The sequence below is a fragment of the Microcoleus sp. S28C3 genome, assembly GCF_036700785.1.
Taxonomy (GTDB): Bacteria; Cyanobacteriota; Cyanobacteriia; order Cyanobacteriales; family Microcoleaceae; genus Microcoleus; species Microcoleus asticus.
This window is the reverse complement of record NZ_JAUBPO010000184.1, coordinates 1-7,270: the sequence shown is the minus strand read 5'-3', so window position 1 is coordinate 7,270 and position 7,270 is coordinate 1. Positions and strand designations below refer to the sequence as shown.

The window sequence follows — 7,270 nt, the reverse complement described above, 5'->3', positions numbered from 1 at the left end:
ACAGGAGACGTAAGTAAAATTTTCTATTGGGAGTTTAGACTAACCGCACTTTGAGGCGCGGTTAGTCTAAACTCCAGAACTCAAACAAGCATCAAACGGCTTGCTCTTCCGAGCGCGAATCCGACGCCCCCTTTGAAGTCATTAGCTGGCAGACACAAGGAGAGCTAACTCTGGCGAAGCTGCTGCAACTGACGAATCATCCACCCGATGCTCCCGTAGAACTGCGGACGATTGACGAGTTCTTTGCAATCGCCACCGCACAAGAAGACTGGCACGACCGGGAGGAACGGGAAACGGTGCAGCGCTTTCAGAACTTGGTCAGCATTCTAAAGCAGAACCTCTCGCAGTTGCATGTTTACCGAGTGGGTAGCGTTGAGATTGATGCCTACATTGTCGGGGTGACTCCCGGTGGCGGATTGCGGGGCTGTCTACGAAACTGGTGGAGACTTGATTGCAACAGGCATGGCGAGCTATGAATGTTTGTTAATCATTTCGTTACATAGCAAGCATCATTAGAGTCAGGAAAGGTTGTAATATGAGAACGATCGGCAAAGTAATTAGTTGGTTTTTTTCTATTTACTTTTTTGTTATGCTAAGAACCTTTTTATTCCTCTGTTACACAGAGAGCAAGCGATACCAGCTAGGTGCTATAGTTTCCTCTATATTTAAAGGAAGCAGGGCTGAAAGACACGCCGGGGCGCACGATATCGACCCACAGTTTGAGACATACGGCGGGAACGCTGGCGCTGCGAGCTGGGGCAAAACTGCGGCAAGTGCAGGACTTGTTGGGGCATAAAGACCCCAGGACGACCTCTATCTATACTAACGTAGCGCAGTGGTGGGCAAATAATCCGGCTCTGAAATTAGGGATTACAATTGGGCAGTAAACGACCGGAGCTACTTTTGCCCTGTTTTTCCCACTTACTCCCAGTTACCTAATGAATCGAAAAAACCCTGAAATAGGCGAGCAAATTGCCCAACGTATAGCCAGCTTGCGCAGCGATGACCTCCTAAAGCAAGCTCAGACACTAGCTCAGATAGAGGAATGGTACAAAGCCAGAAAAATCCAGCTTCTTCTGGCTGAGTGTTGGAGAGCAAAGTGGCTCGTTAAGAACTATTATCCAATTGAAGAAGTGCTATATCTTTAGGAAAATGCCAAGAAAGCAAAGATCTGATTTCAAAGTTTTAAAGTTTCTAAACTCGAATCCACTACATTTTAACAGTTTTAACTTATTATTAATTTCCTCAATATTTGAGATTTGATGCCAGCACAAATGAAGCGATCGCCCGCTCTCGCAGATCCCGTCAATGAAGCGATCGTCCACCCATCCACTATGTCAACCAAGCGCTCACACTCCATCGAACTCACGTTAAATTATATTTAAGTTGTAGGATCGAAACCGTAAAATTACTGAGGCAAAACTAAGATAAATCAATTACGATTATAAAAATTATAAACTTTCTGCTAACAACCAGGAAAAAGCCATGTTTATTATTGCAGGTTATGAATACTTAGAAAAAATTCACGATAGTTTAATAACTCTGGTTTATAAAGCGCGGAGAATTCGAGATCGTCAACCTGTTATTATTAAAGTTCTTAAAAAAGCCTATCCTTCCACTCAAGATATTTATGTATTTCAACATCAGTATGAATTGATAAAAGACTTAGATTCAGAAGGCATTATCAAAGCTTATAGCCTAGAAAAATCTAACAATTATATAGCTATAGTTTTAGAAAATTTTGGTGGAAACTCACTGAAAAAACTTATTCGGTCTGGTAAATCTATAGATTTATTTTTATTTTTGCAAATATCAATTGGATTAACTAAAGCTTTAGAAGAAGTACATAAACTAAATATTATACACAAAGATATCAAGCCAGATAACATCATTATTAATGCTCGAACATTAAAAGTAAAGATCGCAGATTTTTCAATTGCATCACTTCTTACGCAAGAAAAATATCTGGTCAGCAATCCCGATCTATTAGAAGGAACTTTGGCCTATATGTCCCCAGAGCAAACGGGTAGGATGAATCGGGTGATTGATTATCGTACTGACTTTTATTCTTTGGGTGTCACATTTTATGAAATGCTGACTAGACAGTTGCCATTTCCAACTATAGATGCGATGGAACTCGTTCACAGTCATATTGCCAAAATACCAGCTTTACCCCATGAACTAGATCCAACTATCCCGAAAGTAATATCTGATATCGTGATGAAATTACTAGCCAAAACTGCGGAAGATAGATATCAAAGCGCTTATGGAATTAAGGCAGATTTGGAAGCGTGCTTAACTCAACTACAAACTAATGGAAGAATTGAAAATTTCATTCTCGGTCAGCATGATGTTTTTGCTAAATTTCAAATACCCCAAAAGCTTTACGGTCGCGATGGAGAAATTGCTACCTTAAACGCTGCTTTTGAAAGAACCCGTCAAGGTAAGAGTGAGATGATACTTGTTTCCGGTTACTCAGGAATCGGCAAGACAGCCTTGATTAGTGAAATCGATCGACAAATTGTGCGGCGAAAGGGTTATTTTACTTCGGGAAAATGCGATCAATTTAAACGCGGTATTCCTTATGCTGCAATGATTAAAGCTTTTCAGCACTTGATACGACAGCTATTAACTGAAAGTAAAGAAAAAGTCGAATTTTGGCAAAAAAAATTCTTAAAAGCTTTGGGTACAAATGGCAGAGTTATTATTGACGTCATTCCTGAAGTGGAATTAATTATTGGGCTGCAACCACCTGTTCCTCAATTAGAACCTGGAGAATCACAAAATCGATTTTATTTAGTATTCCAAAAGTTTTTGGGTGTTTTTACCACTCAAAAACATCCTCTAGTTCTTTTCATAGATGATTTACAGTGGGTTGATTCTGCTTCATTAAAATTACTCCAGCTACTAATGATGTCATTAGATAGTCAATACTTTTTGTTAATTGGAGCCTATCGAGATAACGAAGTTAACGAGACTCATCCATTGATGTTTCTTTTGGATGAAATTAAAAAAGCTGGAGTTAAGGTAAATCAGATCGATATACAACCTTTAAATACTGTTCAAGTTAATCAATTAATTGCAGACACGCTTCACTGCGAATTAGAAACAGCCTTTTCTCTAGCGAAAATAGTCTTTAATAAAACGGCTGGAAATCCATTTTTTGTAACTCAAATAATTAAAACGTTCTACCAAGAAAACCTACTTTCATTCGATCTGAACGCTGGTAGTTGGCACTGGGATGTTCAAAAAATTAAAGAAGTTAAAATTACGGATAATGTTGTTGAATTAATGGTTAACAAAATTCAAAAACTGCCTAATTATACGCAAAATGCTTTAAAAGTGGCAGCCTGTATTGGTAATACATTTACATTAAACGATTTAGCAATTGTTAATGAAAAATCTTTATCATCTACAGCAAACGAGCTTTGGCAAGCACTTCAAGAAGATTTTATTTTTCCTTTAAGCGGTGCTTATAAAATTCCTTTGACTGATGATTTAAATACGTCATCATCATTAGTTGAAAAAATCGAAAACCAAAGTAGTTTACCTCATATTGAGTATAAATTTTTGCACGATCGCGTTCAACAAGCCGCTTATTTTTTGATTCCAGCAGAACAAAAAAAAGAAATTCATTTAAAAGTTGGTCAACTATTGCTAAAGAATACTAAAACAACAGAAATAGAAGATAAAATTTTTGATATTGTCAATCACTTAAATATCGCTATAGAGTTAATTACCAGTGAAGAAATCAAACAAGAGCTAGCTGAATTAAATCTGTTATCTGCGCGGAAAGCAAAGGCAGCAGCAGCTTATGAACTCGGGCAGAGATACTTAAATTTCGGGCTAAAATTACTTGCGGAAGATAGCTGGCATAGTAATTATAAATTAACTTTTTCTCTGTATATAGAAGCAGTAGAAATAGAATATTTAAATGGCAATTTTGAAAGTTCAACTTCGCTTGGTGATATTGTTTTAAAAAAAGCTACTTCGTTTTTAGAAAAAGTCAAAACATACGAAATAAAAATTCAATTTTATATTTCTCTCAATCAGATGCAAGCAGCCCTTGACACATCGTTGTTAGTGCTGGAAATGCTAGGAGAACCTTTAGTTGAAAAATTGCCTGAAGAATTAGATATTGGTAATTTAAGCAATCTACCAGAAATGACTGACCCTGATAAACTTGCAGCAATGCGAATATTAGTTAAAGCGATAACACCTGCTTATGTAATGAATCCAGCACTTTTACCGCCGATCGTGTTTACGATGGTCAATATTTGCATTAGACATGGAAATTCATCACTATCTGCTTTCGCCTATACTTTTTATGGACTGATCCTTTGTACTTCAATAGATAATATTGAAATTGGGTATCAGTTCGGTCAACTAGGAATAAATTTAGTGAAAAAACTCAATGCTAAAGAAGTTAAAGCTAAAGTATATGAATTATTCTACGGTCATATCAAACATTGGGTAAGCCATGCTAGAGAAACCATAGAGCCTTTACAAGAAACCGTTCAATATGGTTTAGAGAGTGGCGATTTAGAGTATGCTAGTTACGCGGCTACTTATACTTCAGTTTATCCTTTTTTTGTAGGCGAGTATCTAAATGATGTATGTGATAAACAAACTATTTATACGAATCTTTTAATTAATTTAAAACAAAATTACTTTAGCTTGGCTATTATAATTTGGCGACAGTTAGTTTTGAAGTTATTAAATAAAAACGAAAATGAATGTAGAGCAATCGGTAATTTGTTTGATGAAGAAGCAATGCTACCTATTTTTACTGAATCAAACAATGGTGCTTTACTTTTTTCTACTTATTTTTCCAAATCAATATTTTTATATTTACTTCAAAACTACGCAGAAGCAGTTAGTTATGCAAAGCTAGCGGAGCGATATTCTGGTTATCTAGCTGGTGTAATACATACAGGAGAACAAAATTTTTACTATTCTATGATTTTACTTGCACGATGTTCATTTTTAGAAGAAGCAGAGCGAGAAATTTACCTACAACAAGTAGAATTAAACCAAATTAAATTAAAAAAATGGTCGTTATGTTCTCCTAGAAATTACGAACATAAATATTATTTAATCGAAGCAGAAAAAGCTAAGTTTTTAGGGCATATATTACCAGGAATGGAATATTACGATCGGGCAATTCTAGGAGCAAGGAAACAAGGTTATATTCACGAAGAAGCAATAGCAAATGAAAGAGCATCAGAATTTTACCGCAGTCTTGGAAGAGAAAAAATAGCTCAAACATATTTAGTAGATTCATACTATTGTTATGTTCGTTGGGGAGCAATAGCAAAAGTTAAAGATTTGGAATTACGATACCCGCAATTACTATCTTTAACGTCTAACGAAACTTCTAGTCGAGAACTAACTGTTACGACAAGTTCTGCCAGCTTAGGAACTAAAGCTGATGTTTTAGACTTAGCAACTATTATCAAAGCATCGCAAGCTCTTGCTGGCGAAATTGTACTTGATAAGTTTTTGGATAAATTACTAAAAGTTTTAATGGAAAATGCTGGCGCTCAAACTAGCTGCCTTGTTTTAGAAACCGATGGTATTTTAACGCTCAAAGCGACTGGTACTGTAGAACAAGAAAAAATAACTTTGTGGTCATCGACATCTATAGATAATAACCAAAATTTACCTGTTTCTTTAATAAATTACGTAGCCAGAACTAAAGAGAATATTGTTTTAAATAATGCCGCACAAGAGGGAATATTTATCAAAGATTCCTATATCATTAAAACTAAAGTTAAGTCCATTTTATGTGTTCCAGTTATTAATCAAAATAAACTTATTGGCATAATTTATTTGGAGAATAATTTAAGTGTTGGTGCATTTACATCGGCTCGTTTAGAAATCGTTAAAATTCTTTCTACACAAATAGTTATTTCTTTAGAAAATGCTTTGCTTTATAAAAATTTAGAAGAATACAGCCGCACGCTAGAAGAAAAGGTGGAAGAACGCACATTTGAACTAAGCGAAAAAAATGATAAATTAAAAGGCCAAGCAATTAAATTACAAAAAGCTTTGGATGAATTAAGACAAGCTCAAGCACAACTTATCCAAACTGAAAAAATGTCTAGTTTGGGACAATTAGTTGCTGGTGTTGCTCACGAAATAAATAATCCAGTCAACTTTATTTATGGTAATTTAAACCACGCTAAGGAATATAGCGAACAATTATTACATTTAATCGATCTCTACCAACACAGCAATCATAGTCCTAAGCCGGAAATTCAAGATTATATCGAAGAAATCGATTTTGAATACTTACTGGAAGATTTACCTAAAATATTTTCTTCAATGCAACTGGGAGCAACCCGTATTGGCGAAATCGTTTTGTCACTCAGAAATTTTTCCCGTTTAGATGAAGCAGATATGAAATCAGTAGATATACATGAGGGTATTGAAAGTACGCTGCTAATTTTGCAAAACCGTTTGAATAAAAAGGCCGATCGTTCAGCAATTCAGGTAATTAAAAAGTATGGAAAACTGCCATTAGTAGAGTGTTACCCAGGTCAATTAAATCAAGTATTTATGAACATTCTTACTAATGCGATCGATGCGTTAGAAGATCGCCATCTGCCACAAACACAAATTAAGGAAAAATCTAGCACGATTATTATCGTGACTGAAGTAATAAATTGCGATTGGATAAGAATACGCATTGCTGACAATGGAACTGGCGTAACAGAAGAAGTGCTTACTAAACTATTTGACCCATTCTTCACAACCAAACCCGTTGGTTCTGGAACGGGTTTGGGGTTGTCTATTAGTTATCAAATTGTGGTTGAAAAACATGGCGGACAAGTGCAGTGCATTTCAGCACCAGGTCAAGGTGCAGAGTTCATTATCGATATTCCCGTAAAACCTAAAAATAGCCAAAAGTCAAGTCCCATAAGATAGATTTTATTGGGTTAAACCGAAAATTATAAATATTTTTTTTACTTCTACTAAATTTGTTATTTTTTCCAGCTTATAGGGAACTCTAAGTTAGAAGCCATTAAGCAGCAAATAAGCGGACAGAAAATTAAGCTTAAAACACAGCTGGAACCTGTCAACCTTCTTTGCTAAACGCAAAGGCTTTTATTTGAGCTTGAAAGTAAAGCTTCTAAGTAATCAAATCGCTCAAAAACTGCCACTTAGCATAATAACTTAGAGGAAACATCGGCGTTGCTGAATTAGGGTATGATGAATTGAGAGTGCGAGCGCCCAAAAATGACACCTCACAAAACGCAGAGCTTAT

The 7,270-nt window shown here is 35.9% G+C and carries 2 protein-coding genes and 2 pseudogenes; all 4 read left to right on the top strand.

Annotated elements, in window-relative coordinates; genetic code table 11:
• Nucleotides 1–128 precede the first annotated feature (128 nt).
• Nucleotides 129–476 (top strand): annotated as a pseudogene (locus tag QUA13_RS32930) (nuclease A inhibitor family protein); the annotation flags it as partial.
• Between the two features lie 201 nt (nucleotides 477–677).
• Nucleotides 678–887 (top strand): annotated as a pseudogene (locus QUA13_RS30655) (tyrosine-type recombinase/integrase); the annotation flags it as partial.
• 372 nt (nucleotides 888–1,259) lie between these two features.
• A complete protein-coding gene (locus tag QUA13_RS30650; protein WP_333204634.1) occupies nucleotides 1,260–1,385 on the top strand; it encodes a hypothetical protein in 126 nt (41 codons plus the stop codon).
• A 100-nt stretch (nucleotides 1,386–1,485) separates the two neighbouring features.
• Nucleotides 1,486–6,930 carry an AAA family ATPase gene (locus tag QUA13_RS30645; RefSeq protein WP_333204632.1) on the top strand — a complete coding sequence of 1,815 codons (5,445 nt, stop codon included), beginning with the start codon at nucleotides 1,486–1,488 and terminating at the stop codon, nucleotides 6,928–6,930.
• Nucleotides 6,931–7,270: the final 340 nt, after the last annotated feature.